Source organism: Paraburkholderia aromaticivorans (assembly GCF_012689525.1).
Taxonomy (GTDB): Bacteria; Pseudomonadota; Gammaproteobacteria; order Burkholderiales; family Burkholderiaceae; genus Paraburkholderia; species Paraburkholderia aromaticivorans_A.
Window position 1 is genome coordinate 4,285,929 of record NZ_CP051516.1, and the last position, 26,259, is coordinate 4,312,187.

At 62.3% G+C, this 26,259-nt stretch carries 27 protein-coding genes and 2 pseudogenes; 12 read left to right on the forward strand and 17 right to left on the reverse strand.

Features of this window, described 5'->3' with window-relative positions:
• Positions 1-6 precede the first annotated feature (6 nt).
• On the reverse strand, positions 7-2,289 hold the full coding sequence (locus HF916_RS47650) for an NADP-dependent malic enzyme (protein ID WP_168795458.1): 2,283 nt from the start codon (positions 2,287-2,289) through the stop codon (positions 7-9).
• A gap of 313 nt (positions 2,290-2,602) precedes the next feature.
• Entirely contained in the window at positions 2,603-3,835 is a 1,233-nt protein-coding gene (locus HF916_RS47655; RefSeq protein ID WP_168795459.1) for an MFS transporter, read from the reverse strand.
• Positions 3,836-4,211: 376 nt separating this feature from the next.
• Here HF916_RS47655 and HF916_RS47660 point away from each other — a divergent pair, with 376 nt between their 5' ends.
• Positions 4,212-4,898, forward strand: coding sequence for an orotate phosphoribosyltransferase (locus HF916_RS47660; protein ID WP_007179868.1), 687 nt, complete (start codon positions 4,212-4,214; stop codon positions 4,896-4,898).
• Between the two features lie 92 nt (positions 4,899-4,990).
• Here HF916_RS47660 and HF916_RS47665 read toward each other — a convergent pair whose 3' ends face one another.
• Positions 4,991-5,680 (reverse strand): response regulator, encoded by a 690-nt coding sequence (locus HF916_RS47665; protein WP_168795460.1) that lies wholly within the window; start codon positions 5,678-5,680, stop codon positions 4,991-4,993.
• 265 nt (positions 5,681-5,945) lie between these two features.
• Between HF916_RS47665 and HF916_RS47670 the strand changes: the two genes are divergently transcribed.
• From HF916_RS47670 to HF916_RS47685, 4 genes and pseudogenes are all read left to right on the forward strand, one after another.
• Entirely contained in the window at positions 5,946-6,548 is a 603-nt protein-coding gene (locus HF916_RS47670; RefSeq protein WP_168795461.1) for a YbhB/YbcL family Raf kinase inhibitor-like protein, read from the forward strand.
• A gap of 221 nt (positions 6,549-6,769) precedes the next feature.
• The gene (locus tag HF916_RS47675) at positions 6,770-7,342 is read left to right on the forward strand and encodes a flavodoxin family protein (RefSeq protein ID WP_168795462.1); all 573 of its coding nucleotides are present in this window, start codon (positions 6,770-6,772) and stop codon (positions 7,340-7,342) included.
• A gap of 183 nt (positions 7,343-7,525) precedes the next feature.
• Positions 7,526-8,473 (forward strand): N-acetyl-gamma-glutamyl-phosphate reductase, encoded by a 948-nt coding sequence (argC, locus tag HF916_RS47680; protein WP_168795463.1) that lies wholly within the window; start codon positions 7,526-7,528, stop codon positions 8,471-8,473.
• Between the two features lie 183 nt (positions 8,474-8,656).
• Positions 8,657-9,216 (forward strand): annotated as a pseudogene (locus HF916_RS47685) (OmpW/AlkL family protein); the annotation flags it as partial.
• Between the two features lie 272 nt (positions 9,217-9,488).
• Here HF916_RS47685 and HF916_RS47690 read toward each other — a convergent pair.
• The gene (locus HF916_RS47690; protein ID WP_168795464.1) at positions 9,489-10,124 is read right to left on the reverse strand and encodes a LysE family translocator; all 636 of its coding nucleotides are present in this window, start codon (positions 10,122-10,124) and stop codon (positions 9,489-9,491) included.
• A gap of 75 nt (positions 10,125-10,199) precedes the next feature.
• Entirely contained in the window at positions 10,200-11,069 is an 870-nt protein-coding gene (locus tag HF916_RS47695; RefSeq protein WP_168795465.1) for an NAD(P)-dependent oxidoreductase, read from the reverse strand.
• A gap of 94 nt (positions 11,070-11,163) precedes the next feature.
• On the opposite strand from HF916_RS47695, the gene HF916_RS47700 reads away from it, so the two are divergent.
• Together HF916_RS47700 and HF916_RS47705 are read left to right on the forward strand one after the other, a co-directional pair.
• Positions 11,164-11,925 carry a Mut7-C RNAse domain-containing protein gene (locus tag HF916_RS47700; RefSeq protein WP_168795466.1) on the forward strand — a complete coding sequence of 254 codons (762 nt, stop codon included), beginning with the start codon at positions 11,164-11,166 and terminating at the stop codon, positions 11,923-11,925.
• A 129-nt stretch (positions 11,926-12,054) separates the two neighbouring features.
• Entirely contained in the window at positions 12,055-12,333 is a 279-nt protein-coding gene (locus HF916_RS47705; RefSeq protein ID WP_168795467.1) for a hypothetical protein, read from the forward strand.
• Positions 12,334-12,487: 154 nt separating this feature from the next.
• On the opposite strand, the gene HF916_RS47710 is transcribed toward HF916_RS47705, so the two are convergent.
• Positions 12,488-12,697: a hypothetical protein gene (locus tag HF916_RS47710; RefSeq protein ID WP_106286059.1), complete on the reverse strand. Its 210-nt coding sequence runs from the start codon at positions 12,695-12,697 to the stop codon at positions 12,488-12,490.
• 224 nt (positions 12,698-12,921) lie between these two features.
• Positions 12,922-13,185, reverse strand: coding sequence for an IclR family transcriptional regulator C-terminal domain-containing protein (locus HF916_RS47715; protein WP_240975733.1), 264 nt, complete (start codon positions 13,183-13,185; stop codon positions 12,922-12,924).
• Between the two features lie 88 nt (positions 13,186-13,273).
• Here HF916_RS47715 and HF916_RS47720 point away from each other — a divergent pair, with 88 nt between their 5' ends.
• Positions 13,274-14,206 carry a DMT family transporter gene (locus tag HF916_RS47720; protein WP_168795468.1) on the forward strand — a complete coding sequence of 311 codons (933 nt, stop codon included), beginning with the start codon at positions 13,274-13,276 and terminating at the stop codon, positions 14,204-14,206.
• An 84-nt stretch (positions 14,207-14,290) separates the two neighbouring features.
• On the opposite strand, the gene HF916_RS47725 is transcribed toward HF916_RS47720, so the two are convergent.
• The 7 genes and pseudogenes from HF916_RS47725 to HF916_RS47755 form a co-directional block, all read right to left on the reverse strand.
• The gene (locus HF916_RS47725; protein ID WP_168795469.1) at positions 14,291-14,542 is read right to left on the reverse strand and encodes a hypothetical protein; all 252 of its coding nucleotides are present in this window, start codon (positions 14,540-14,542) and stop codon (positions 14,291-14,293) included.
• Positions 14,539-14,745, reverse strand: a complete 207-nt coding sequence (locus tag HF916_RS47730) for a hypothetical protein (RefSeq protein WP_168795470.1) — start codon at positions 14,743-14,745, stop codon at positions 14,539-14,541. Before HF916_RS47730 ends, HF916_RS47725 begins: the two co-directional genes overlap by 4 nt.
• 576 nt (positions 14,746-15,321) lie before the next feature.
• Positions 15,322-16,008: a DUF2242 domain-containing protein gene (locus HF916_RS47735; RefSeq protein ID WP_168795471.1), complete on the reverse strand. Its 687-nt coding sequence runs from the start codon at positions 16,006-16,008 to the stop codon at positions 15,322-15,324.
• Between the two features lie 156 nt (positions 16,009-16,164).
• Positions 16,165-16,818, reverse strand: a complete 654-nt coding sequence (locus tag HF916_RS47740; protein WP_168795472.1) for a lytic transglycosylase domain-containing protein — start codon at positions 16,816-16,818, stop codon at positions 16,165-16,167.
• 115 nt (positions 16,819-16,933) lie between these two features.
• Positions 16,934-18,199, reverse strand: a complete 1,266-nt coding sequence (locus tag HF916_RS47745) for a cytochrome-c peroxidase (RefSeq protein ID WP_431311445.1) — start codon at positions 18,197-18,199, stop codon at positions 16,934-16,936.
• 8 nt (positions 18,200-18,207) lie between these two features.
• Positions 18,208-18,495, reverse strand: a pseudogene (locus HF916_RS47750) (alkaline phosphatase family protein); the annotation flags it as partial.
• A 153-nt stretch (positions 18,496-18,648) separates the two neighbouring features.
• Complete coding sequence (locus HF916_RS47755; RefSeq protein WP_240975735.1) at positions 18,649-19,632, reverse strand: helix-turn-helix transcriptional regulator; 984 nt, start codon at positions 19,630-19,632, stop codon at positions 18,649-18,651.
• A 114-nt stretch (positions 19,633-19,746) separates the two neighbouring features.
• Between HF916_RS47755 and HF916_RS47760 the strand changes: the two genes are divergently transcribed.
• The 3 genes from HF916_RS47760 (at position 19,747) to HF916_RS47770 (ending at position 21,510) form a co-directional block, all read left to right on the forward strand.
• Positions 19,747-20,394, forward strand: a complete 648-nt coding sequence (locus HF916_RS47760; RefSeq protein ID WP_168795473.1) for a glutathione S-transferase family protein — start codon at positions 19,747-19,749, stop codon at positions 20,392-20,394.
• A 179-nt stretch (positions 20,395-20,573) separates the two neighbouring features.
• Entirely contained in the window at positions 20,574-20,834 is a 261-nt protein-coding gene (locus tag HF916_RS47765) for a DUF6723 family protein (RefSeq protein WP_168795474.1), read from the forward strand.
• Between the two features lie 73 nt (positions 20,835-20,907).
• Entirely contained in the window at positions 20,908-21,510 is a 603-nt protein-coding gene (locus tag HF916_RS47770; protein ID WP_168795475.1) for a copper-binding protein, read from the forward strand.
• 97 nt (positions 21,511-21,607) lie between these two features.
• Here the strand turns inward: HF916_RS47770 and HF916_RS47775 are convergent, their stop codons facing one another.
• The gene (locus tag HF916_RS47775; protein ID WP_106303752.1) at positions 21,608-21,985 is read right to left on the reverse strand and encodes a response regulator; all 378 of its coding nucleotides are present in this window, start codon (positions 21,983-21,985) and stop codon (positions 21,608-21,610) included.
• A 192-nt stretch (positions 21,986-22,177) separates the two neighbouring features.
• Here HF916_RS47775 and HF916_RS47780 point away from each other — a divergent pair, with 192 nt between their 5' ends.
• Positions 22,178-22,828 carry a DUF429 domain-containing protein gene (locus tag HF916_RS47780; RefSeq protein ID WP_168795476.1) on the forward strand — a complete coding sequence of 217 codons (651 nt, stop codon included), beginning with the start codon at positions 22,178-22,180 and terminating at the stop codon, positions 22,826-22,828.
• A 149-nt stretch (positions 22,829-22,977) separates the two neighbouring features.
• Here the strand turns inward: HF916_RS47780 and glmS are convergent, their stop codons facing one another.
• Together glmS and glmU are read right to left on the reverse strand one after the other, a co-directional pair.
• Entirely contained in the window at positions 22,978-24,795 is a 1,818-nt protein-coding gene (glmS, locus tag HF916_RS47785; protein ID WP_168795477.1) for a glutamine--fructose-6-phosphate transaminase (isomerizing), read from the reverse strand.
• Positions 24,796-24,861: 66 nt separating this feature from the next.
• Positions 24,862-26,223: a bifunctional UDP-N-acetylglucosamine diphosphorylase/glucosamine-1-phosphate N-acetyltransferase GlmU gene (gene glmU / locus HF916_RS47790; protein ID WP_168795478.1), complete on the reverse strand. Its 1,362-nt coding sequence runs from the start codon at positions 26,221-26,223 to the stop codon at positions 24,862-24,864.
• Between the last annotated feature and the right edge of the window lie 36 nt (positions 26,224-26,259).

The window sequence follows — 26,259 nt, forward strand, 5'->3', positions numbered from 1 at the left end:
TCCGCATTACTTCGCGTTCACTGCCTTGCGTGCGTTGGCCGAAGCCACCGCCGTCATGTTGATGATCCGGCGCACGGTCGCAGCCGGCGTCAGGATGTGCACCGGCTTTTCCGCGCCCAGCAGGAACGGGCCGACCGTCACGCCTTCGCCGCCGATCATCTTCAGCAGGTTGTACGTGATGTTCGCCGCTTCCACATTCGGCATGATCAGCAGGTTGGCTTCGCCGGTCAACGTCGTGCCCGGGAACGCAGCCTTGCGTACGGCTTCCGACAACGCCGCATCGCCATGCATCTCACCGTCGATCTCAAGCGACGGCGCGCGTTCGATAATCAACTTCCGAGCCGCGGCCATGCGTTGCGACGACGACGACGGCGCACTGCCGAAGTTCGAGTTCGACAGCAACGCCACCTTCGGCGTGATACCGAACTTCTCGATCTCACCCGCAGCCAGCATCGTCATGTCGGCGAGTTGCTCGGCGGTCGGCGTTTCGTTCACGTACGTATCGCAGATGAACAGATTGCGGCCCGGCAGCATCAGCAGATTCATCGCGGCGAAGTTCTGCACGTTGTCCGCCTTGCCCAGCACCTGCTCGATGAACTTCAGATGCGCGTGGTACTGGCCGATCATGCCGCAGATCATGCCGTCCGCTTCACCAAGGCGCACGAGGATCGCGCCGATCAGCGTGTTGAACTTGCGCATCGCGGCCTTCGCCACGTCCGGCGTCACGCCTTCGCGCGCGCCAAGTTCGTGGTAAGCCTGCCAGGATTTCTGATAGCGCGGATCGTCTTCCGGATCGACGATCTCGAAGTCGTCGCCGCACTTGAGCTTCGAGCCCATCTTCTTCAGACGCATTTCGATCACCGACGGACGGCCGACCAGAATCGGCTTGGCGATCTTTTCCAGCAGCACGAACTGCGCGGCGCGCAGCACGCGCTCGTCTTCACCTTCGGCGAACACGATACGCGCCGGCTCCGACTTCGCGGCCGCGAACACCGGACGCATCACCATGCCCGTGCGATACACCGTCGTGCCGAGTTCTTCGCGGTACGCGTCCATGTCCTTGATCGGACGGGTCGCGACGCCCGAATCCATCGCGGCTTGCGCGACGGCCGGCGCGATCTTGATGATCAGGCGCGGATCGAACGGCTTCGGAATCAGATAGTCGGGGCCGAATTCCAGCGAGTGGCCTTCGTACGCCTTCGCGACTTCATCGCCCTGATCGGTTTCTTCGGCCAGCTCGGCGATGGCGCGCACGCAGGCGAGCTTCATTTCTTCCGTGATCGTGGTCGCACCGACATCCAGCGCGCCGCGGAAGATGAACGGGAAGCACAGCACGTTGTTGACCTGGTTCGGATAGTCCGAACGGCCGGTCGCGATGATGCAGTCCGGACGCACTTTCTTCGCGTCTTCCGGGCGGATTTCCGGTTCCGGATTCGCCAGCGCGAGAATCAACGGCTGGGTGCCCATTTCGGCGACCATTTCCGGCTTCAGCACGCCGGCGCTCGAGCAGCCGAGGAACACATCGGAGCCGCGGATCGCGTCAGCAAGCGTGCGGGCTTCGGTGTTCGCCGCGTAACGTTCCTTCGACGGATCGAGGTTGCCACGGCCTTCGTAGATCACGCCCTTGGAGTCGGCGACGAGAACGTTCTTCTTCGACAGGCCCAGGTTCACCAGCAGGTCCAGACAGGCAATAGCAGCCGCACCCGCGCCTGAACACACCAGCTTCACTTCGTCGAGCTTCTTGCCCACCACTTTCAGGCCGTTCAGGATCGCCGCCGAAGCGATAATCGCGGTGCCGTGCTGATCGTCGTGGAAGACTGGAATCTTCATGCGCTCACGCAGCTTCTTCTCGATGTAGAAGCACTCGGGCGCTTTGATGTCTTCGAGGTTGATGCCGCCGAGCGTCGGCTCGAGCATGGCGATCGCTTCGACCAGCTTGTCCGGATCGGACTCGGCAAGTTCGATGTCGAACACGTCGATGCCCGCGAACTTCTTGAAGAGACAGCCCTTGCCTTCCATCACCGGCTTCGCGGCCAGCGGGCCGATGTTGCCGAGCCCGAGCACGGCCGTGCCGTTCGTGATCACGCCGACGAGGTTGCCGCGCGAAGTGTACTTCTGCGCGTCGAGCGGCTCCTCGTAGATCGCCATACAAGCCGCGGCGACGCCCGGCGAGTACGCCAGCGAAAGATCGAGTTGGTTCGATAGCGGTTTGGTGGGCGTAACCGATATCTTGCCGGGTTTCGGATTCTGGTGGTAGGCGAGAGCGCTTTGCTTAAGTTGTTCGTCCATTTTTTGGCCTGCGAGACGTAAGTAATTGGGCCCGGCACACCGCATCGCCAACGTCGCGTGCATCTATCGAATGGATACTCGATCGAGGCGATTTGCGCATGCGCCTGTTGAGCGCGGCGTCGAACCTCGTTGGAGCACAGGACGATGCGGAGTGCGTCGCGGGGCGGTTAGTGTACACCCCGGATGAGTCGATGCACTAAGTGGTTAACACTGCTCGCCATCGGCGAAACCGCGCCCCGGCAATGCTGCAGCGCCGCATGCGGCGGCCTTCTTGCGGTTTGTCATCCGCAGGTCACGGACGGGCCGTTCGCGCTCACTCGAGTTCGGCGCCGCGTCGTTCGGGAATCAGGAAGAGCGTCGCGAAGATGTCGAGCAGGTAGATCGACGCGAGCAAAGCGAGCGCCGCGCCGAATGAGTAGCGCGCGGCCAGAGCGCCTACAACCACCGGCCCGAAACCGCCCACCGCGCGCCCGACATTGAACAGCACGTTCTGCGCAGTGGCGCGTGCATCGGTCGGATAAAGCTCGGAGATCAGCGCACCGTAACCGCCAATCATGCCGTTGACGAACACGCCCATCGCCGCGCCGCCGATCAGGAGCGCCATCGGTGTGCTCAGGTGAGCGTAGACGAACACCATCACCACCGCGCCAGCCTGGTAGAACAGAAAGGTCGGTTTGCGGCCGAAGCGGTCGGCGGCGATGCCGAACAGCCAGATGCCGCACGCCATGCCCCAAACCGTCGCGGCGGTCCACAGTCCGGATTTGGTCAGCGAATAGCCGAAGGTTTTCGACAGATAGCTCGGCAGCCAGATCATCAGACCGTAGTAGCCGAAGTTCTGGACCGAACAGAGAATCGCCACGCCGATGCTGGCGCGCGTGGTGCGGCCGTCCGCCACCAGCAATTTCAGCGGCAGCTTGCGCATGCCGCGCGCCACGCGCTCGGTAAAGAGCGCCGGTTCCTCGACGCGGCGCCGCACGAAGAACGACACCACCGCTGGCAACAGGCCGAGCGCGAACATGCCGCGCCAGCCGATCACCGGCAACAGCAGCGGCGTCAGCAATGCCGCCGCCAACACGCCGACTTGCCATCCCAAGCCGACATACGACGACACGCGCGCCCGCTGCGACGCCGGCCACGCTTCGGCCACCAGCGTCATGCCGATGCCGAACTCGCCGCCAAGACCGATCCCGGCAAGGGTCCGGTAAGCCAGCAGATCGGCATAGCCTTGGGCCAGCGCACACAAGCCGGTGAACACGGCGAAGATCAGGATCGTCCACGTCAGCATGCTCACGCGGCCGAAATAGTCGCTCAGCACGCCGAAGATCAACCCGCCCGCCACCGCGCCGATCAGCGTCCAGGTGACGAGCGAGCCGGCCTGTGCGGAACTCAGATGCAGATCGGCGGCAATCACCGGCAGCATGAAGCCGAGGATCAGCAGATCGAAACCGTCCATCGCGTAGCCGAGCACCGAGGCGATCAACGCCCGGCCGGCATAGCCATTTCTCACGGATGCGAGGGGGTCGGTGGTGGCGGGAGCGGCGTTCATTGAAAGCATTCCGTAGGTCGAATCGGCGGCAACGGCGGCAAGCGCCCGAGAAATTCGCGTGAGTGTAAAGGCGTCCCTGACGGCTCACAAGCGAACCAAAAAGCGCTCGTCGAGGCGAGCGCCCGGCGCAACCGTTCGGTCCGAGGCAAGCCCGCCCGCTGCGCCCGTTATGACCGTCATTCACCGCGGCCACGCACGACAGCCTCCTCGGAATGGTCCGTTTCGGGTAAAATGTCGGCCTACGCGCGCAGCAAAAACCGGCCTGCACTCCACTGACCAGCCGCGTATTCCGCCCAACATGGCGCGGCATACCACGCTAGCTGCGCCACCGGGCCCCGCACCCGCTTCTCCCCGCTCACACCCAAGGATCCCGCCCATGACAGGCTTCGATCGCCAGACGATCTCCGACACGACCGCCAAAATGCTGCTGGAAGTGCAAGCAGTGCACTTCAACGCGGAGAAACCGTACATTTTCACGTCCGGCTGGGCGAGCCCGGTTTATATCGATTGCCGCAAGCTGATCTCGTATCCGCGCGTGCGCCGCGGCCTGATGGAAATGGCCGAGACCACGATTCTGCGCGACGTCGGCTATGAGCAGATCGACGCCGTCGCCGGTGGCGAAACCGCCGGCATCCCGTTCGCGGCATGGCTCTCCGATCGCCTGATGGTGCCGATGCAATACGTGCGCAAGAAGCCGAAGGGTTTCGGCCGTAACGCGCAGATCGAAGGCCTGCTGACCGAAGGTCAACGCGTGCTGCTGGTGGAAGACCTGACGACGGACAGCCGCAGCAAGATCAACTTCATCAACGCGCTGCGCACCGCCGGCGCCACGGTGAACCACTGCTTCGTGCTGTTCCACTACAACATCTTCAAGGAAAGCGTGTCGGTGCTGAAAGACATCGACGTCGATCTGCACGCGCTTGCCACGTGGTGGGACGTGTTGCGCGTCGCGAAGGAAAACAAGTACTTCGACACCAAGACGCTCGACGAAGTGGAAAAATTCCTGCACGCACCGGCTGAATGGTCGGCGGCGCACGGCGGCGCAACCTCGACGCCGCAGTAAGCCTCTCCGCCTCGCACGGATCGAATAAAAAGGGCGCCTGTCTCATCGACAGGCGCCCTTTTCTATTTTTGCCTTAAGTCTTGTGTTCGACTTTAAGACACTCCGCTTTTGTCTTCGGTTGAATGCGACGACAGGTTCAGCAAGCCATTGCTCTGTGCGTACTGGAACAACTCGGAATCCCGTTCGATGCCGAGCTTGCGCATGGCGGTGTTCTTCTGCGTGCTGATGGTCTTGATGCTGCGGTTAAGGTGCTCCGAGATCTCCTTGATCGTCATGCCCGACACGAACAGGCGCACCACTTCCAGTTCGCGTTTCGACAGCATCACTTCGTCGTTCTTGCCACCGGCATTCATGCGCAATGTATCGAGCGACGCCTTGACCGACGGGCTCATATATTCGAGATTGCGGCTGACGTGCTGCACCGCGAGCCCAATGTGGCTGAGATCGTCCGACTTGTTGACGACGGACGTCACGCCGAGTTCGCTCAGCCGCTTGAGCAACGCGGCGTTCTCGAGCATCGTCAGGACGACGATGGGAAGCTTGGGGAAATTGCGGCGCAGATAGCCGATCAGCGGCAACCCGTCGCCATATTGACCGCCTGGCATTGCCAGATCCGTGACGAGCACGTCGCAGGCAATGGTTTGCAGCACCTTGATCAATTCGGTTGACTGTCGCGCACGCGCGACGACCTGCAGACCGGGAAACTTGAGCAAAGCCTGTTCGGCGCCGAACAGAATAACCGGATGGTCGTCAGCGACCACGACCCTAACTGGATCTTGCATTGCCCTCCCCTCGACAGATAAACCACTCTGCAAAACTTCCGACATGTCTTATGGATTCTAGCTACTGAAACAGGTGAGGGCGCGGCCTATCTCCGCGCGGAAAATTCCTCCGACTATAGCCGATTCTGGTCTGCAAATTCCAACAGACCGCAACAATGATGCGTCGTAGAGCTAATGTTAGACTTGAATCGACCTTGAGGCACAAAATAGGGACAATAACCATCGCGAGGACAACCGCCTCGCGCCCTCACAGGAGAACCGGCACATGCGCTCGCGTTGCCTGGTTGTTTCGATTGCTTCGCCGTTCCGCCGTCTGCCGTCGTTTCCCTGCGTCATGCTGGGCCTCGCGCTACTGGCCGCGCAAGGCCCCCATGCTTTTGCCGAAGGCGCGTTTGCGCTGACCAGCACCAGCTTCCGCGCGGGCGGCAGCGTGGCGGACGCTCAAGTTTTCAATCAGGACGACTGCAAAGGCGGCAACCGCTCACCGCAACTTTCGTGGCACGACGCGCCGCCCGGCACGCGCGGCTTCGCCGTCACCATGTTCGATCAGGATGCGCCGGGCCGCGGCTGGTGGCACTGGTCGGTGGCAGGCATTCCGGCGACGGTCAGCAGCTTGCCGGAGAATGCGAGTTCTTCCGGCTTCCTCAGCAAACTCGGCGCGGTCGAAGCGCGCAACGATTTCGATACCGACGGCTATGGCGGTCCCTGTCCGCCGCCAGGGAAACCGCATCGCTACATCGTCACCGTTTACGCGCTCAGCACCGTCGACCTGCGCCTCGCGCAAGGCCGTCCCGCGCTGATGTTCGATCATGAGATCGGCACCGCCACGCTCGGCTTTGCGCGAATGGTGGTCAATTACGGGCGCTAGCCTCGCGCATCGCATCGCATCGCAGCGCGTTGCGTGCAAACCGCGCCGCTGTGGCTGGCTTACGGCTTGCGTCGTATTGCCGCCCGCGCGGAAATTCTGTCATCCGCGCACGCTAATGTGCGGCCTGGCAGTGTGCGACATGCTTGCCGCCGTCGCACACCGGCAGATGCGCACCATTGCCGTGCCCGACCCATCGTCTTTTCACTTTGCTGGAGAGTCTCATGTCGAAGATCGTCATCGTTTATCACAGCGGCTACGGCCACACGAAGAAAGCCGCCGAGTTCGTGCTGTCGGGCGCCCTCGAAGCCGGCGCGGATGCGAAACTGATGCCGGTCAGCGAGATCGACGATGCAGCCTGGGCCGAACTGGCCGCGGCCGACGCCATCATTTTTGGTGCGCCGACCTACATGGGCGGCCCCTCCGCCGACTTCAAGAAATTCGCCGATGCGAGTTCGAAGCCGTGGCTCGAGCAGGCATGGAAGGACAAGATCGCGGCCGGCTTCACCAACTCCGCGACCATGAACGGCGACAAGTTCTCGACGATCCAGTACTTCGTCACGCTGGCCATGCAGCACGGCATGATCTGGGCGGGCACCGGCATGATGCCGTCCAACACCAAGGCGGCGACCCGCAACGACCTGAACTATGTGGGCGGCTCTACCGGCCTGCTCACGCAGTCACCGGCCGACGCGTCGCCGGAAGAAGCACCGCCCGCCGGCGATCTCGAAACAGCGCGGATGTTCGGCGCGCGCGTCGCCGCAGTCACGGCGCGCTGGATCGCCGCGGCCCGCTGACGCGCGGATTGCCGCGATCGGCCGGCATCGGCTTGCATCTGCCGCATAACGGGTCACGCCGATGTCATATTCGGCGCGCATCGTCGTTTTTTCACCCCTTTTGCACGTCTGGCGCCGTCACGTCTTAAAATGACGTTCCGGCGCGGTGTCGCGCCCCGTTTCCAGCAAGCCAGTGAGAGCGAGATGAGCACGAAAGTTTTTGTCGACGGACAGGAAGGCACGACCGGCCTGAAGATTTTTGAATACCTGTCGCAACGCGCCGACGTTGAGATCCTGCGTATCGAAGAAGCGAAGCGCAAAGACCTCGAAGAGCGCCGTCGTCTCATCAACGCGTCGGACGTCACATTCCTGTGCCTGCCCGATGTCGCCTCGCGCGAATCCGCTTCGTTGGTCGAGAACGATCGCACCGTGCTGATCGATGCCAGCACCGCGTTTCGCACATCCGCCGACTGGGCTTACGGCCTGCCCGAACTGGCCCGCTCGCAACGCGAGCGTCTGCGCACGGCGAAACGCATTGCCGTGCCGGGCTGCCATGCGTCGGCCTTCGTGCTCGCCATGCGTCCGCTGGTCGAAGCCGGCGTGGTGGCGCCCGAGTTCGCCGCGCACGCTTACTCGATCACCGGCTACAGCGGCGGCGGCAAGAAAATGATTGCCGACTACGAAGCCGGCGGTAACGACAAGCTCAAGAGCCCGCGTCCGTACGCGCTCGGTCTCACGCACAAGCATCTGCCGGAAATGGCCGCGCATACGGGCCTGAAGTCGGCGCCGATCTTTACGCCGATCGTCGGCGATTTCTACAAGGGTCTCGCGGTCACCACCTTCTTCTCGCCGAACCAGTTGGCGAAGAAAGCCACGCCGCAAGACGTGCAGGCGCTGTTCGCCGAGTACTACGCGGGCGAGGCCTTCGTGCACGTCGCACCGTTCGACGCGGAAGCGAACCTCGACAGCGGCTTCTTCGACGTGCAGGCGAACAACGATACCAACCGGGTCGACCTGTTCGTGTTCGGCAACGAAGAGCGCTTCGTGACCGTCGCGCGTCTGGACAACCTGGGCAAGGGCGCGTCGGGCGCGGCGATCCAGTGCATGAACCTCGCAATCGGCACCGCTGAAGAAAGCGGCTTGAAACGCTAATCCCACTTGAAATTACGGACGGCAATTCGCCGTCAATAAATTGAAAGGCCGGTCTTTGCAGACCGGCCTTTTTGTTTTAAATGCGCGCCCCTCAAATTTCCTTCCTGGGTGGCGAGGTAGCGGCGAAGTGGTGCAACTGAACATCGACGCGACAGCGATGACGTACACGCCGAAGTGGCTCAAGTCGCCGTGACGACGGTGGCGGGCGTGCCGCCGGTCTTCAAGATCTGTGGGCACGGCACCATCAAACCACCGGGACCGGCCGGCGCGCTCGGCCAGCAGGATCTGGGCGATCCGCAGGCCAATCCGATCGTCAAGAGCGTGCGCCAGTGGAGCCCGGCGCTGCTGTTCCAGTACTACTTCAATGCGCCGACGGCGCATTTTCGGCCGTTTGTCGGCATCGGCGTGTCGTACAACTGGTTCTCCGACGTTCAGTTGAGCCAGAACTTCATCCAGTCGACGCAGAACAACCTCGGCGCGGTGCTGGCCGCCGGCGCGGGCAAACCGGGTCAGACGCAGGTGTCGGCGAAAGCGTCGTCGTCATGGGCGCCCGTGTTCAACGCGGCCTCGCGTACAACACCACCGATCACTGGGGCCTCGTGGCATCGGTCACCTACATTCCGCTGAAGACGACCTCGTCGGTCATCATCAAGGCGGCGGACGGCACGGAACTGGGTGTGTCGAAGGCGGAGCTGAAGGCCGACCCGATCATTTCGTTCCTCGCCGTCTCGTACAAGTTCTAAGTTCGGTCCTGACGCAACAAAGCCGGCTGCCCCGCGCAAGGGTCAGCCGCCTTTGTCTTTTCTGGGAACCGGAAATTCGAGGCAAAAAAAAGCCCGCCTAAGTTGGCGGGCTGAATCCATATCAGAGGAGACATGGAGGAGACAAGACAAACTATAGCAAACGGCTTGGTGCGGCGCAACATGCAAATTAGGGTAGACCCTCGATGTTGCAAATACGCAACACATCGCTAAATGTCTCGCCGCCTCCGTTGACGTGGCGCTGTGCCTTGCGGTCAGTGGCGCATCAGCGCCATCATCGCGCCGAAGCCGACGAACACGCCGCCCGTCAGACGATTGAACATCCGGGCGACGCTACGGCTCTTCAACTTCGCGCCGATGCGCGTGCCGAATCCCGCGTAGACCAGATACCAGCTCACCTCGATCACGGCGAAAGTGGCGACGAGCACGCCGAACTGCGGCAGCTTGGGCTGCGCGGCGTCGATGAATTGCGGCAACAGCGCCGCGGCGAACAGAATCGCCTTCGGATTGCTGCCCGCGACGAGAAAGCCGTTGCGAAACAGCGCGAAGCGCGAGCGCGCGGGCTTCGCGGCCAGTTCGTCGGCGTCGCCGGCGGCGGCTTCGTCAGCCGGCGCGCGCCACGCCTTGACGCCGAGATACACGAGGTAAGCCGCGCCGATCATCCGCAGCGCGTTGAACATGGTCGGCCACGCCTCGAGAAACACGCCGAGACCCGCCGCCGACACCGCCAGCATCAGCACCAGCGCCGACAGGCAACCCGCCATGGTCGCGCTGGAGCGGCGCAGGCCGTGCTGGGCGCCGTGCGTCATCACGAGCAGCATGTTCGGACCGGGAATCGCGGAAACGACGAAGACAGTGGCGACGAATAGCCACCAAGTATGCAGACTCATGGGAATCAGGTGGGATAAGGGATCGGGCGGCTATTATGCCCGCCCTCGTCCTTCAGTGCCGCCTGTCAGTTGGTCTTAGCGCCCGGCTCGCCGTGCGGCAACCTGGCCCAGCACCGCGAAATCCTTCTCGCCGTCGCCGTGAGCCACGGCTTCGATCAGGCTGTCGCGCACCACGCTGGCGATCGGCAGCGGCGTCGTCACGGCGTCGGCAGCGGCCAGCGCGAGACGAATGTCTTTCAGACCGAGACGCGCCTTGAACAGCGCCGGCTCGTAGCGCTGCTCCGCGATCAGCTTGCCGTAGCCGGAATAGACCGGCCCCGGAAACAGGCCGCTCGTGATGACGTCGAGGAAATCCTGCATGGCGACGCCGTGCCCGGTCACCAGGGTGGCCGCTTCGCCGAGCGTCTCGACCGCCGCGCCGAGCATGAAGTTAGCGGCGAGCTTCATAACATTCGCCTGCTGCGGCAGCGAACCGATGCGCCAGGTCTTCTGGCCGATCACATCGAAAATCGGCTGAACGCGGTCGATCGATTCGGCCGGTCCGCCCGCCACGATGGTCAGCTTGCCCGCCGCCGCGACATCGGGCCGGCCCAGCACCGGCGCGGCGACGTAGTTGACGCCGCGCGACGCGTGCGCCGTCGCCAGTTCCTCGGCCAGCGCCACCGAGATCGTCGCCATGTTCACGTGGATCAGCCCGCGCGGAGCGTTTTCCAGCAACGAAGCGGTGATGACCTCGCGCAAGGCGCTATCGTCGGCGAGCATGGAGAACACGGCGTCGCCCGCAAACGCTTCGGCCGGCGTCGCGACGACCCGCGCGCCTGCGTCGGCGAGCGGCTGCGCGCGCTCCGGTGAGCGGTTCCACACGCGCACCTGATGCCCGGCTTTCAACATGTTTGCAACCATCGCGGCGCCCATCTCGCCGAGACCGATAAAACCGATGTCCATCTGTCGCTCCGTCTTCTAAAGAACTGGAAGTAAAACACACCCATGCGACACGTGCAGGACAGCGCGCAAAGAAACACGGTGCGATACTGCGGTGATGGTGACCGCGACATTCCGCTTCTACGAGGAGCTGAACGATTTTCTCGCCCGGCCGCTGCGCCGGCGCGCGTTCAGCTACGCCTGTGCGCCGGGCGCCACCGCGAAGCACATGATCGAAGTGCTCGGCGTGCCGCACACCGAGGTCGAGCTGATTCTGGTCAACGGCGAGTCGGTCGGTTTCAATCATCCTCTCGCGGACGGCGATCGCATAGCCGTCTATCCGAAGTTTGAAGCGCTCGATATCCAGCCGCTCCTGCGCGTGCGCGAACGTCCGCTGCGCGTGGTGCGTTTCATCGCCGACGCGCATCTGGGCGGTCTAGCGCCGCTTCTGCGGCTCGCCGGCTTCGATACGCTGTACGACAACCACTTTCCCGACGCCGACATCGAAGCGCTCGCCGCCGCGCAGCAGCGCATCGTCCTGACACGCGACCGCGAGTTATTGAAACGCCGCAGCATCACGCATGGCTGCTACATTCGCACGCTCAGGCCGCGCGAACAATTGCGCGAAGTGTTTGAACGGCTCGATCTGGCTGGCAGCGCGCAACCGTTCCGCTTATGCCTGATGTGCAATGTGCCGCTGCGGCGCATCCCCAAGGAAGAAGTCGGCACGCGTGCGCCCGACGGTGTGCTGGAACGGCATGCGCAATTCGTTACCTGCGACGTTTGCCGTCGCGTGTTCTGGGAAGGCACCCATTGGCAAAGAATGCGCGCGCTGATGGACAGCGTGGCTGCCGTGCCGGGCCAGTCCGTTCGAACCTAGCTCGAGGTTCATCCCGGTTCTGGATGCGCGTGCCAATCCGTGCGCGCGGAACCCAAACGTCGCGCGCTCGCGCGACGTCCGGCGCGGTGCGTACAATGCGGGATTACTTATCTGGCAGAGGCCTTCCGTATGTCGATGAAAAAGACTGACCTTGAAAAGAACAAGGCACTCAAGCTGAACAACGCAATGAAGCTGTCGACCGCCGACCGTTTCGGCAAAGCCGCCGCGGCCGACCCGAAGCTCGATCGCCGCGAACAGCGCAAGCTCGATCAGGCGCAAGGCCTCGTCGCGTTTGCTTGCAAGCTGAACGGCGATCTGGTGACCGAACTGAAAGAGCGCGCCGCGACCCATCCCGAAGGGATGACCGGTCTGCTGAACGAAGTCATCAAGCGCGGCCTTGCCGGCTAATCGCCGCAACAAACCTGCCCGAAATGCAAAAAGGCCAGAGCTCGTGCTCTGGCCTTTTTGCTTGCGACGCCTTTATCCGGATCGTGCTGCACTCGCCGGCTAGCGGCGCCGTGCGATCGACCGGCGAAGCTGGCCCGAAGAATCGGGCGGCAGCTTAGTTTTGCGTGCCCTTGTCGTTCGTGCCAGCTGCCGAAGCGGCTGCCGAAACCGGAGCGCGCTTGCCGTGCGTGTTCAGCTTCTTGACGTGATGCTTCTTCGGCGCGCTTGCTGCAGCAGCCGGTGCTGCGTCCGACGCTTGTGCGAAAGCTTGAACAGAAACCAGCGCGATCGAAGCGGCTGCGAGCGAGACGATAACTTTTTTCATGTGTTGTTCCCCAAACCTGGACGACTGAGTCAATGTGAATGAATAAGCTGCACGGTGAAGCAGACAGGGCTTGAGGCGCCTTCCCGCTCCCCGCGGGAGAGTATTACCCAGTGTAGGCGGTTTGTCATGCCCAAAACTCGATATGTATTTTCCGGGAGACAGCTTGCTTTCGGCCCGCTTTCACCCATTAAGCACCCCATACCAGGGGATTCACCTAGACCGCCTCAAACGACGTTGCGCAGCAGGCTGGCGTTCTCCAAAAGGGTCGGCAACACCCGGTGTAGCGCGGCATTGGCCGACTCCTGTCCGATCGGCATGCTGACGCTGATCGCCGCCACGACCGAACCATGCCGGTCGCACAGCGGCACCGCGACACCGCGCACGCCCAACTCCAGTTGCTGGTCGGTGACCACGTAGCCATTGCGGCGAATTTCGCCGAGCACATCGCGCAACTCGTCGATCGTCGAATAGGTGTGGGGCGTGAACACCTTGGTCGGATACGACGCCAGCCACTTCCGCGCACGCGGATAAAATCGACGCCTGCCCGTCACAACAACCGAATTAGAAAGACCACCTTTGAAAGCCGAAACCCGCCAACACCTGCGTGCCAATGTGCTAATGCTGATTGCCGCGATAATCTGGGGTTCCGCGTTCGTCGCGCAACGCCTGAGTCTCGATGCGATCGGACCGTTTCTCTTCACCGGCCTGCGCTTCCTGCTCGGCGCGCTCGTCGTGCTGACGCTGATCGTTTGCGTGCGGCGCTCCGCACTCGCCGAACTGTCGAAGCGCGAACCCGGTGGCGCACGTGAGCTACTCGGCGCGGGCGCGCTGCTCGGTGTAGTGCTGGCCGCCTCGATTTCACTGCAGCAGATCGGTCTCCAATACACGAAGGTCGCCAACGCGGGTTTCATCAGTTCGCTGTACGTCGTGATCGTGCCGCTGCTGGGCGTGCTGTTCAAACATCGCACGGGAATCAGCACGTTGCTCGGTGCGGCGCTCGCGGCCGTGGGCATGTATTTCCTGAGCGTCAACGAACATTTTTCGATGCTGTACGGCGACTGGTATCAGCTTGCCGGCGCGCTCGTGATCTCCATTCAGATGATGCTGGTCGGACGTTTCGCGCTGCGCCACGACACGCTGATGCTCGCGCTCGTGCAGTTCGTGACGTGCGGGCTCGTATGCCTCGTTGTCGGTCTCGCCATCGAACCAATCAGCTTCGCGGTGATCGTCCGCGCCGCGCCGACCATCCTGTACGGCGGGGCGCTGTCGGTCGGCGTCGCTTACACGATTCAGGTGGTCGCGCAAAGACATGCGGCGCCGTCGCACGCGGCGGTGATCTTCAGCATGGAAGGCGTGTTCGCCGCGCTTGCGGCGTGGCTCGTGCTCGGCGAAACACTGACGGCGCGCGCGCTGTTCGGATGCGCGCTGATGCTCACGGGTTTGATCGTGTGTCAGGTGATGCCGGCGTGGCGACGCAGGCGTGAATGCATGCCTCACGCGTCGTCTTGAGGACGGAGCCAGTCGCCGCATTCGACGCCGAAGCGTGCGAGGTATTTGCGCAGGCGGCCGGTGTCGTCGGGCTGCCTACCGCCCTCAGGCCGCCCGCGGATGCGCAAGCAAAGCCGATGTATCGGCGGTCGGCGGAAACACACACCAGCAGCCGTCGTCGTGACGAAAGAAGAACAGCCCGCGTGAGCCCGCCTGAAGCGAAGTCTCGACGCGCACATAACGCCGGCCTCCCAGGCGAGTGCGGCTGAATTCGGTGACATGAACCGGCGCTGAAGGCTCCGGCGCGAGCCATTTCTCGACCAGAAACCGCAGCGACTGTTCGCTTGCCGTTCTCATGATCTGCTCCGGGCGGGCTTGTCCTGATGCGCGTCGCGCGTGGCGTCGGTGTTGTCGTCGCCGTCGGCGACGTCCGCTTCGTGTTCAGAGGATGCTAGCGCGATGGTCCGGTTGGTGGCTGCCGCCCGCAGCGTGCTGCAATGGGTGGCATGTCGGATATCCGAGAGGAGACGGACAAGCTGTCGTGCTGTTCTGCGTTTCATTACACACCCCCGCACTGCACCAATAACTTCAGAAAACACTTTAACTCTATGCCTGGATCGGGCGTTGTCGAAATGGTTTTGACTAAATAGCAACAGTTGCGCTTGCAAAAAGAGAGACGCAATCTTTGTACCGTCCGTCTTCAATGTGCGCGTCTGGCGGGGGGCGGTCTGTACGCTGGCGAGCGCTTGGACGAGTTGAATAATTTGCCCGGCAACCGTTGGAGAAACGACTTCAAACGCGAGTTATCCACATTTCCCTATGAATAACTTTGGGATAGCGCATGGAACAGCCTGTGGGTGGAATCTTGATAAGACCGCTCGCGAGGCAAGCCCCGTCAAAGTTATCCCGACATGGTAGTTTTTCTACAGACGTGATCCGCAGGGTTTTGGAGTTTGCATGACGTTGATGTGACACAACATTCGGGAGTTATCCACAGAAGGGGTTAACCCTTGTTAACTATTACTACATATGTATACATCTGAAGTAAAAGACATAGGATAAGTGATGCATCGCGATGAGATCGAAGGTTGATCGGGTCTTGACCAGCCTCGACAGCGCGAACTCCCGCGGATGGATCAGGGCGCTACGGCAGCTCCGCTCGCCGGTTGCACGGACGCCGCCTTGCCGATCGCGTCGGGCATCTCGGGAACGGGCGGCAGCGCCGTCACTTCGACCGGTACCGGCAAGAGGCGCGTCTCGATGCGGTTATTGGCGACTGGCTGCGTGCGCACCACCGTTTGCAGATAGTGGCCGACGAGCCCGAAGAACCGGTCGTAGAACTTTCCAGACGGAATAGTCTCGCTCGAAATCTTGACCATCGCATCGCTGTTCGAGCGGATCGGCAGCGACAACGAACCCAGCACGCTCAGCCCGACACTCGCCGACGTATCGCTTTTCTTCAGCGCAAAGCCGTTCTGCACCGCATTGACGTAGACGATGCTTGTGTCGCTCGCCTCTTCTCCCGGCGTGCAGACCACGTGAAATTCGACGACCACGTGGGTATCGCCGGTCGGCTGGAAGTTCTTGGTGCCGTCGACGGTGTCGTTGCGCGTCATCGTCGTCAGATAGCCCTGGCTCAACAGCGCGCGGCGCGCGGCCTCGCAGCTATCCGTCGTGCTCGAATTGAAATTGCGCGCGTACGGGCTCGCGCCCGTTTCGAACAATTCCTGCTGGAATTTCGGCTGCGGCGTGCTGCTACAGGCGGCAAGGGTCAGCAGGCCGACACACGCGGCGGCTGTGATTCTGGAGAGCGAGGTCAACATGGTCGATCGAAAGAGGCGCTGCGTCAGCGCGAATGGGAATGCATTGTAGAGCGGTTGGCAACTGTGCGTAAAAAGCGCGCAGCGGGGCGCTTAGGGGACGTGACAATGCATGACCGCAGCTGCGACGCCGCGGCGGGAAAAGAGACGGAATGTCGCTTAGCGTGATGTCGCGGGAAGTCCCGTCGCCGACGTAGCTACGCCGTTCAACCCGGCGCTATTGACGGCCGGGACGGTGAACGCATTGGCCCAATTGCCCGGCGCCGCGCAACGGTCCGACGTCGGTCGCGCCGCGCACATGCCGGACTGCGCGTCCGCTTGCTGGGCAGCGTCTTGCGACGGGGCGACCGCCGCGAAGTCTTCGACACGCAAGCTCACTTTCTGCGCGTACGCTTGCGATCCGCCGTAGCTCTTGAGCGCGGCGTTCATGTCGCCGTTCGCCGAGCGCATATAGCCATACAGAATCGCCGAGCCCACCTCGATATTCGCGGTCGGCTCGGTGAGGTCCTTGACGTTCCTCAACAGTCCCCGATGCGCGTCCGGCACGACCTGCATCAGCCCGGTCGCGCCGTTGGCGCCCTTGGCCTTTTCCTTGAAGCGGGATTCGATCGAGATGATCGCCAGCAGGAGCGCAGGCGGGAGGGAATACTTCGAGGCGGCCGATTGCACCGCGTCGGAAATCTTTTGAGCCTTTTCCTTTGCCAGACCGAATTTTTGCGTCAGATACGCGGACATTCGGTCGGTGTTTTCGTCGGCCGTCGCGGTCTGCATCAGGCCGAGCGAAAGCACGATCAGGCAAAGTAACCGGCTCATAACGGAGGACGGGAAAAAAAAGGGGATCCGGCCATTATAGCTCTGCCCCCAAATTAGACCCAGAAAGACCGATATTCGTCTTATGAATCGCGGCCGGCCCTTCTTCTTTTGCGCTTCAGTGCGATGGCTTCGGCTTCAGCACGTAGTCGTCGTTCAGCGTCGCCAGGAAAGCGGCGACGTCGTCGATATCGCGCTCCGACCAGGCTGGGCGTTCACCGGCTTTGCGTGTGAGCGGCTCGTCGGTCGTATCGACGTTGACGCGCAGCGCGACCGGCAAATCGTTGAATTTGTCGACCTTGCCGTGCGGGTCTTTCGGATACCACTTCGCCGGATTGGTGTCGCGCTGCACGTAGAAGCGCAATGCGTCCTTCAGCGTATGGAACCGGCCGTTGTGGAAGAACACCTGCCGCGTCGCCGTATTGCGCAGCGACACCGATTTGAAGAGCCCGCAATTGCTCTTGTCGCTCGACTGATCGGTCCGCAGCGGACCGCATAAGCCCATATCGAAGTACTTCGGATCGGCATTCGCCCGCAACTCGGGATTGCGCGGCACGCCGAGCGCCTGGAAATTGAAGTCGGTGAACAGCGGATGAGAGCCGTCGACGCCCATCTGATCGATATGGCAGGAGGCGCAATTGCCGGCCGCCGGATTGTCGAACAGTTTTTTGCCTCGCAATTCTTGTGCCGTTAGTTGCAATTTACCCTCCAGATAGTAGTCGAACTTGCTGCTGTACGGATGAAAACTCGGGTCTTCGAGCTCGAAGCGCTCGATCGCATACATGGCTTGGGTGAACGCCTTGGCGCGATCGACGAAGATGTTCTGGCCGAACACTTCCTTGAAGCGCGCCGCGTACGGCGCCTGCTCCAGTTTCGCGAGCACGGCCGCCGGGTCCTTGTTGGCCATCTCGTTTGGATTGAACAGCGGGAAACTCGCCTGATCGTGCAGACGGTTGAAGCGGCCATCCCAACCGAAACCGCCCACCGGCGCGTTGTCCGTCTCACTCAGACGCTCGGACAGGCTCGCCGCCTGCGCGTGGCTCCACATCGGCGTACGGTTCAGCACGTAGCGCAGGCTCGGCACGGCGCGCGTGCCTTGCGAGTGCATGTCCGCCCCACCCGACTGCGCCGCGAGCCCGTTGGGCGGCCCATACGCGTGCGACGGGCTATGGCAGCTCGCGCACGACATCTTGCCCGAGGCGGACAACGAAGCATCGAAGAAGATCAGCTTGCCGAGCGCGGCGGCATCGCTATAGACAGGCTTCGTGTCGGCCGCAGCGGCAGCCACCGCGGCAACGGGCAGCAGTGCTGCAGCAAGCAGCGCAGCGAGCCCCGCCCATTGCGCGCCGAAGAGCGTGGTCAATCGCATTGCAGGAAACAGCATCGAGTCGCTTACAGGTTCGTGAAGATGTCGCCGCCGAACCCGACGAGATCGGCCTGGCCCGCATAACCGAGGTGGTCCAGCTGGAAGATGTCTTCGATGCTCTTGAGCATCGAATAATGGTTGTACTGCACCGTCGACACCGTTCCCGGCTTGATGAACTTCGAGATCATGACCGCGCCGGTCTGGTCGCCGCCGAAGCTCTGCTTGGTCAGGTTGATCGTCAAACCCTTGTACGTCAGCGACGAGGTCTGCGGCAACGCCGGTAGATTCGGACCCGGTTGCTGGCTGCAGCGTGTGACATGTTTTTTGCCCTTGGGAATTGGAGTTTTATTCGCGGGCAAACTGTATGCAGCGTGTATGCCGTCGCCGTGAATCGAGTCGCATTGTTGCCGTATGCCGGTCATCTCACGCACCGTATGAGCGCGTGTGCGACGGGTGCCGATGCGCCGTCATTGCGCGTAACGGCGATGCAGTGCCGCCGCAACCTCCGACATGTGCGCGCGCAACTCGGGTGGCGCCAACACTTCGGCCTCGGTGCCGAAGCGCAGCAACTCCGCGCACGCCTGCCTCACTGAGCCGACGGGCAGCGTCACGGTGCGCCAACCATCGATCGGATCCGGCTCGCCGATGATCGCCGCCGAACGCGCGAACGGCGACGTGAAAATGTCGAGCATCCGCACGCCCCAAGGCGACAGACGCAGTGTCGCTTCGCTCGCGTGTATTTCTTCGGAGAGACGCTGCGTGCTGTCTTGCCAGTAACTGGCAAGATCGAACGCGGGCGGGCGCTCGAACGTCTCGTCCAGCAAGCTCAATTCGAGAATGCGCGAAATGCGGTAGATGCGCACATCCGGCTCGACGCGCCCGACCACATACCACGCGCCGCTTTTCAGCACGATGCCGAGCGGCTCGATCCGGCGAAACTTCTCGGCTTTCCAGCTCTGATAGCGAATTTCCAGCGGATGCTGCTCCCACACCGCACGCGCGATCGATGGCAGATGGGCGGGCTCGTCCGCGTCCGAAAACCAGGCGGGGGCGTCGAGATGAAAACGCGAGCGCATGCGCTCCGCGGTCGAGCGTAATTCGACCGGCAGCGCGGCCAGCAACTTGGTCTGCGCGCCTGCCATCACCGCGCCTAGGCCGAGCGCCTGCATCGGGCCGGCCAGGCCGGCGAGAAACAGCGACTCCGCTTCCTGCGAGGACAAGCCGTTCAGCCGTGTGCGGTAGCCGTCGAGCAGCCGGTAGCCGCCTTCCGCCCCGCGCTCGCTATGAACAGGGACGCCTGCGGCGCTCAGGGCGTCGATGTCGCGATAGATGGTGCGCAACGACACCGCGCATTCATCGGCGAGGAACTGCGCGGTGACGCGGCCACGCGCCTGCAGCGTCATCAGGATGGAAAGAAGGCGGCTCGCTCTCATGCGGATAAGTGTAGACATACCTGACACAAACTGACAGGTATGGACGCTTAGGATGAACGCATGCCCGGCGCCTCGTCGTTGCCTCAAGTCCGGTTTTTTCGTCCACCACGCTCATTCGGGAAAGCTCAAGCCATGACCACAGATCGCACGATCACGCTGTTCCACTCGCCGCAATGCCGCTCCGTCAGCGCGCTCACGCTGCTCGAAGAGCTTGGCGCGCCGTACCAGTTGAAGGTGCTGAACATGAAAGCCGGCGAGCAGCGCAAAGCACCCTATCTCGCCGTCAATCCGCTCGGTAAAGTTCCGGCGATTCTTCACGGCGACGCGCTGGTCACCGAACAGGTCGCCATCTTCATCTATCTGGCCGACCTGTTTCCTGAAGCCGGTCTTGCGCCGGCGCTCGACGATCCATTGCGCGGGCCGTATTTGCGCTGGCTGGTGTACTACGCGGCGTGCTACGAACCGGCGCTGGTCGACAAGGCGATGAAGCGAGAACCCGCCCCGGCCGCCACGTCACCCTACGGCGATTTCGATTCGATGATCGGAACGGTGACGAGCCAGTTGCAAGCCGCGCCCTACCTGCTCGGGGACACGATGTCGGCGGCGGATATCTTGTGGGGCATCGCCTTGCATTGGGGAATGATGTTCAAGCTGGTGCCCGAAACGCCGGTCCTGCTCGAGTACGTCGAACGCATCTGCTCGCGGCCGAGCTTCGTGCGCGTGAGCGAGCGGGACGTGGCGCTGGCGGCCGAGCACGCGGCGGCAGTCAAAGAGGCCTGACCAGACTTGCGGGCGGCCTTGTCACCGACCACCGCCCGGCTCGCGTGCGGGCTCGCCGGTTGAATCCGCCCGGATTTGAGACAATGAAGCCCGCCGGCGAATATCTTCCCGGGACAACCGGGTGTAGGCTTGGCGTTTCGTGCCGGTGCCGGCCCATCGAACAAGAGATGTTTTCAGGTATGAGCAAGACCGTATTTATTCCCAGCGTCCCCGCGACGTCGGAGGACGATTTTGATATTTCGGCCGCGTCGAAGCTGGCCGGCTACCGGCGTTTCTTCGGCGTGTTGAAAGTGGTTCGAACCACCGACGGACGCGTGCTGTTTCCGTTCGACGGCGCGCCCGAACTCGGGCCGTACGCGACCAAGCTGGAAGCCATCGCGGCGGCGCAGGTGTACGGCGAACATATTGTCACCAGCGATCTGGCGCGGCCGGAGTTGTAGGCGCGAGCGCGTGGCCTGTGTTGCGTTGATCGCTTGCGTTCATCGTCGATGGTGATCACTTTGGGAGCAGCAAATGACCTGTGCGCGCAAAGTCGGTTCATCGGCCGCGGTCGTGTGGCGTGCGGCCTCTCTCGTGAGCGTGCTCGCCGCCACGCTCTGTCAATCCAGCTTCGCGCAGGACGCCGAAGCTCCCGCCGGACAACAGGCGCTCGGGCGCGCCGAGGTGATTCACGCGCAGGTTCGCGTGGTCGCAATCAACACCGTCACGAATAGCGTCACGCTGCGTGGTCCGCGCGGCAACCTCGCCGATATCGACGTCAATCCTGCCTTGGCCGATGTCAGTCGGCTCAGGGTCGGCGACAAGCTCAACGTTGCTTATCAGCAAGCGCTGCTGGTCAACATCGACAAGCTTGCGACCAAAGGTGTGCGCGAGCGCGTGGAGACGACCGCGGCGATACCGGCTTCAGCGGGCTACGCGTCGTCGGCGCATAGCGTGAAGGTGGTCGCGACGGTGATGAAGATCGATCGCAAGAACCGCATGGTGACGCTGCGTGGCCCGAAGCATCAGCAGGTGCTCAGCGCCGCAAACGGAATTTCGCTCGATCGGTTGAAGGTCGGCGATAGCGTGCGCGCGGAATTTGTTTCGGCGGCGGCGGTGGAACTGGTGAGGGAGTAGCGCTCGCTATAGATGCCGCAGTTCGACGACTCACGATGACAGAGCCGCTTGTAGTGCGCAAGTCCAGGTTATGTTTCGCGAAGGGTTCTGGCAGCACCTACCGCTGCCGTTGTCGATGCGTAACGTGGTCGGCCAGCAGCCGATGCATCGTGGCCAGTAAAATTGGCCCATCTACCGGCTTACGAAGGAACCCGTCGTAGCTGACGAAAGCGGGTGGACTAGGCTCTCCGGAAACCAGAATGAAAGCGAAGTCGGCTAATCCGGGAAGTGTTCGCAACCGATGGCAGAACTCGCTACCCGACATGACTGGCATCCGCCAATCTGCGACCACGATATCGACAGGGGCTTCAATGAACATGGCCAGGGCTGACCGGCCGTCGCTCGCGCTCCTTACTTCAAATCCATCAGCGGCACAAATGGCGCCCCATGCGGCCAATGCCTCCTCGTCATCGTCTACCAGCAGTACGCTTGCCATACCCATTAATCCGAGTCGCCATATTCCATTTGGCAGCTTGATGCCGGCCAAAGTTCACACGGCATTCAGGCGAGCTCAATCGCCTCCGATGTAGTAAAAGATGCTGAGTAAAACCGCACCGCACCTGCAACAATCGCCGCCGGGACAAAATCGCGCGCCGACGCTGGGATTCAATTTAGGAGCCATTGCACGATGAAGTCGGAACGAGCTGTAGCTGGAATCGATATTGGCGGGGACCGGAAGGGGAATCACCTCGTTATCCTCCGTGGCACCGAGATTGTGTGCAACATCAGCAAGCAGCCGCCAGCTTATATGCTCGAAAAGTGCCTCCAATTCGAGGTGACAGCGGTAGGTGTTGATGCGCCCTGTTTGTGGCGAGTTGGCGAAGCCGGCAGGCAAGCCGAGAAAGAACTCGCCCGGCAACGAATCTTTTCGTTTGCCACGCCGACTCGTGAACTGGCCTTGGCCAGTCAGAGCGGATTTTACGGGTGGATGTTCAACGGCGAGCGTGTCTATCAGGCATTCGCACCGCATTTTCCTCTTTTCAAGAATAGAGGAGCAACCAATGGTCGAGTCTGCTTCGAGACGTTTCCCCACGCCATTACCGGCGCGCTTCTCAAGAATGAAGTCGCTTCTGCGAAGAAAAAACGAACGCAACGCCCAGAGGTTCTGAAAGATGCGGGAATTGAAGCAGCTTCGCTAAGGTCTATCGACGAAGTGGATGCGGCGCTGTGCGCGTTGACCGCAAAATTCCTGCATGAACGGAAAGTCGTGGCGTATGGCGATGAACTCGGCGGATTCATCGTCGTGCCCGCTCAAACTAACGGCAGCAGAAGGACCTAAGTCAGACTCCTTGCGCGATTGAATTTGAATCCACGGGCTCAAGGGCCGCCAGCAACGAATACGATGCCGTAAAGCGCGAAACGCTTCTACCTACAGGGCAGAAGCGCTTCGATTACACACGAACAACCGTCAACGACCCAGCCCGGCAATCACTCCACCGTCACCGACTTCGCCAGGTTCCGCGGCTTGTCCACATCTGTACCCCGGGCACACGCCGTGTGATACGCCAGCAACTGCAGCGGCACCACGTGCAAAATCGGCGACAACAAACCATAGTGCTCCGGCATCCGGATCACATGCAGACCTTCGTCATTGACGATCTTCGTATCGGCATCCGCGAACACATACAGCTCACCGCCGCGCGCACGCACTTCCTGAATATTCGACTTCAGCTTTTCCAGCAGCGCGTCGTTCGGCGCCACCGTCACCACCGGCATCGCTTCCGTCACCAGCGCGAGCGGCCCATGCTTCAACTCGCCGGCCGGATAAGCCTCGGCGTGAATATACGAGATCTCCTTGAGCTTCAGCGCGCCTTCGAGAGCGATCGGATAGTGCAGGCCACGCCCGAGGAAAAGCGCATGTTCCTTGCGCGAAAACTCTTCCGACCACGCGATGATCTGCGGCTCCAGCGCCAGCACGCTATTTAGCGCCGCCGGCAAGTGGCGCAGTTGCTTCAGGTATCCCGCTTCCTGCTCTTCACTCACACGGCCGCGCATCTTGCCCAGCGTCGCCGCCAGCACGAACAGCGCAACCAGTTGCGTGGTGAACGCCTTGGTCGACGCCACACCGATCTCGCGGCCCGCGTGCGTCAGGAACGACAACTCGGTCTGGCGCACCATCGCGCTCGTACCGACGTTGCAGACCGCCAGCGTATGTTTGTGACCGAGTTCCTGCGCATGCTTGAGCGCCGCGAGCGTGTCCGCCGTTTCGCCTGATTGGGAGATCACCACCACTAGCGACTTCGGATTCGCCACCGACTCACGGTAGCGATACTCGCTGGCAATTTCCACCTGAGTCGGAATCTTCGCGATCGATTCGAGCCAATACTTCGCGGTCAGCCCCGAGTAGTAACTGGTGCCGCACGCCAGGATCAGCAGGCTGTCGATCTCCGCGAACACCTTGCCCGCGCCCTCGCCGAACAGCGACGCATCGAACGAATCCGCTTGCGGAATCGTGTCGGTGATCGCGCGCGGCTGCTCGAAAATTTCCTTCTGCATGAAGTGGCGATACGGGCCGAGTTCGACCGCGCCGCCATACGCCGCCACCTGACGCACTTCGCGCTGCGCTTCATTGCCGTCGCGATCGGCGATTCGCACGCCCTCGAGCGACAGTTCGCACACATCGCCTTCTTCGAGGAAGATGAACCGTTCCGTGCTGCCCGCGAGCGCCAACGCGTCTGAGGCGAGGAAGTTCTCGCCCTGGCCGAGCCCGACCACCAGCGGCGAACCCTGGCGCGCGCCGACCACCGTATGCGGCTGGTCCTTGTGCAACACGGCGATCGCATACGCGCCGTGCAATTGCCCGACGGCTTCACGCACCGCCGCGAACAGATCGCCGCGATACAGGCTGTGAATCAGATGCGCGATAACCTCTGTGTCGGTCTGCGAGACGAAGGTGTAGCCCATGCCACGCAGCATTTCACGCAGCGATTCGTAGTTCTCGATGATGCCGTTGTGTACCAACGCCAGTGCATCTTTCGAGAAGATCGGGTGTGCGTTGTCCGTGACCGGCGCGCCGTGCGTCGCCCAACGCGTGTGGGCGATACCCGTGATGCCTTCGAGATGGTTCTCGCGCACCTGCTCGTCGAGATCGGCCACACGCGCCACGCTGCGTGCGCGGCGCGGACCGTCCTTGCCAAGCACGGCCACGCCGCACGAATCGTAGCCGCGATACTCGAGGCGACGCAGTCCTTCGATCAGGACGGGAACGATGTTACGTTGCGCTACCGCGCCGACAATGCCACACATGACTCATTCCTTTTCAGTGCTAGTGCTGCGTTTCAGGGAGCGCGCCTCGTACGCGCGCCATGCCCATCAGCTCTTTTTCTTGGTCGGGCGCACGTAGCCCGTTTTGCTCGTTTGCGTCTTGTCGTTCAGGACCAGCGCGTCCGCCTCGACGTCCTTCCAGACCGTGGTGCCCGCCGCGATCGTCGCGCCGCGCTTCACACGCACCGGCGCAACCAATTGCGTATCCGAACCGACGAACACGTCGTCTTCGATGATCGTGCGGAATTTGTTCGCACCGTCGTAGTTGCAGGTGATGGTGCCCGCGCCGATATTCACGCGCGCGCCGATATCCGCGTCGCCGATATACGTGAGGTGGTTCGCTTTCGAACCGCGGCCGAGCACCGCGTTCTTCACCTCGACGAAGTTGCCGACATGCGACTCGTCGTGCAGCGACGCGCCGGGGCGCAACCGTGCATACGGTCCGAGCACGGCATTCGCGCCGACTTCGGCGCCTTCGATGTGCGTGAACGCGTCGACGCGCGTACCGGCGCCGATATTCGCATCGCGGATGACGCAGTTCGGCCCGATGGTGACGTTGTCAGCCAGCGTCACGCGGCCTTCGAATACGCAGTTCACGTCGATCGAGACATCGCGGCCGCATTCGAGCGTGCCGCGCACATCCAGCCGCGCCGGATCGGCCAGCGTCACGCCGGCGACCAGCAGCGCATCCGCCACGTTGTGCTGATGAATCCGCTCGAGCTCGGCAAGCTGCTGCTTGCTGTTCACGCCGAGCGTTTCCCACTCGTCGTCCGGCTGCGTGGTGACGACTTCGAGTCCGGCTTCGATCGCCATCTCGACCGCGTCGGTCAGATAGAACTCGCCTTGCGCATTGTCGTTCTTCAACGCGGCAAGCCAGCCGCCCAGACGCTCGGTCGGCGCGACGATGATGCCGGTGTTGATCTCGGCGATCTCAAGCTGCTCGGGCGTCGCGTCTTTCTGCTCGACGATGCGCGCCACCTTGCCTTGCGCGTCACGCACGATCCGGCCATAGCCGCTCGGGTCCGCGAGCGTGACGGTGAGGACGCCGTAGCCGCCCTGCCCCGCGCGCTCGGTCAGCGCCTGCAGCGTGCCGGCGCGCGTGAGCGGCACGTCGCCGTAGAGCACCAGCGTGGGCGCCGACGGATCGAGCAGCGGCAACGCCTGCTGCACCGCGTGCCCCGTGCCGAGTTGCTGTTCCTGCACGGCGAACTGGACGTCCGGCGCGGCAACGGCTTTGCGCACGGCTTCGGCGCCATGGCCGATCACCACCACGAGATGCGTGGGCTTGAGCGTGCGAGCCGTGTCGATGACGTGAGCGAGGAGCGGCCGGCCAGCCAGGGGATGAAGCACCTTGGGAAGCGCGGACCGCATACGCTTGCCGGTGCCTGCCGCCAAAATCACAATGTTCATGGCACGGCAAATAGACGAGTTTGGAGGCGACGATTC